Raw genomic sequence first — 1,329 nt, 5'->3', positions numbered from 1 at the left:
GTGTCGCGTGAAGCCGTCGAGCCGATTTACCGTCAGATTGAAGGTCGTGCCAAGGAGCAGAACTGCCCGGTTCACTCCGAAGCTCCGTCCCTGACCTATGACAGCGACCTGCACCTTGTGACTGATACAGGCGCAACAATCCGGGCAGCCCGGACCAATAATGATCAGGTTATCTTCATGATCCCTGTCGGCGTTGGCAGCGTCCGGATCGCCTCTCGTGCCAGCCGTCCATATGACGCACTAGGACCCTTTGTGGACGATCGTCGGACACTGGGGGTTCTGGTCGGCGATATCAGAATGTTCGAAAGCAATGCAACGCGTTTACTCAGTGCGCATTTTACTGAGGAAGGTCTTTCGGGTTGGTGTAACGTCGAAGACGGAAAAGTGCGTTGGACTGATGGAAATGCTTTTCTTTCTTTAGGACATCGCCCTCTGGGCAGTATCGCTCTGTTATCCGTTCAAATTCTTGCGTCTGGTCCCTATCTGGTGACAGACACGACACTAGACGTGGCTCTTCAGGCATAACAAAAAAGAACCCGGTGACTTCACGTCACCGGGTTTTTCTTGTATCGTGCCACAATCATGCCACATAGAACCTTGCTGACTCCAGGACAGATCTGGACCCCCAAAAATCAACAGGAATTCCCTATAAAAATTGTTGATCTGGTAAAAAGCAGTATCGAATTTCAGGTATTGAACAATAAATTAGACATAAAAAGATGCGCTCACTCTCTTTTTCGAAAATGGATTAAAAGTACCCAAGCGTCTCTTACTGAAATTGATGAAACCCGCGTGCCTCCAACACTCGCGTTGGCACAAAAGCTCTTTGCTCTTCGCAAGTCCGCAAAGATGAGCCAGCTTGCTCTTTCTGAAGCGCTCAATATCAGTCGCTCTGCGGTTGCTGCGCTTGAAACGGGACGAACTGGAGATCTGCAAAAATACCTTCCAAAAATTTCTGAAATTTTTGATGTTCCCATCAATTTTTTTCTGGATGGCCTCTCAACCAAACCAGTAAAACGCGTCATCATCATCAGATGAAGATATTTTGATTAATCTTTACAGGGCTCTTACCCCCGAGAAAAAAATAAATGCACAAAAATATATGGAGAGGCAAAGAAATACATAAATTATAAGTTCATTTCAAATAAATTGTTAATTAAAACGATGTCGAAATCTGGAGAAACTCTTTATTTTTTAAAGCTCGCTGTGCGATTTCTTTGGTATTAGGATCTGTAGGTTTTGAGATGATCTATGGTTGCAGCGATGCAGATGACGGCCATGAAGGATGTGGCGGTATTTTCGTATCGTGTAGCGATTGCTCTCCACTCC

At 45.7% G+C, this 1,329-nt stretch carries 1 protein-coding gene and 1 pseudogene; both read left to right on the top strand.

All coding sequences use genetic code 11. The features are described 5' to 3' along the window. A pseudogene (locus JN414_RS16360) lies at window positions 1-525 on the top strand (hypothetical protein); the annotation flags it as partial. 57 nt (window positions 526-582) lie between these two features. Further along, window positions 583-1,038: a helix-turn-helix domain-containing protein gene (locus tag JN414_RS16355; RefSeq protein ID WP_202208872.1), complete on the top strand. Its 456-nt coding sequence runs from the start codon at window positions 583-585 to the stop codon at window positions 1,036-1,038. Window positions 1,039-1,329: the final 291 nt, after the last annotated feature.

Origin of the sequence: Gluconobacter sp. Gdi (assembly GCF_014132155.1) — a bacterium.
Classification (GTDB): Bacteria; Pseudomonadota; Alphaproteobacteria; order Acetobacterales; family Acetobacteraceae; genus Gluconobacter.
Note: the sequence above shows the minus strand (reverse complement) of the source record. Positions and strands in the feature narration are given on the sequence as shown.

Bases quoted from the DNA above. Each gene is read 5' to 3' on its own strand.
- JN414_RS16355 (WP_202208872.1), top strand. From the start codon at position 583: ATGCCACATAGAACCTTGCTGACTCCAGGACAGATCTGGACCCCCAAA.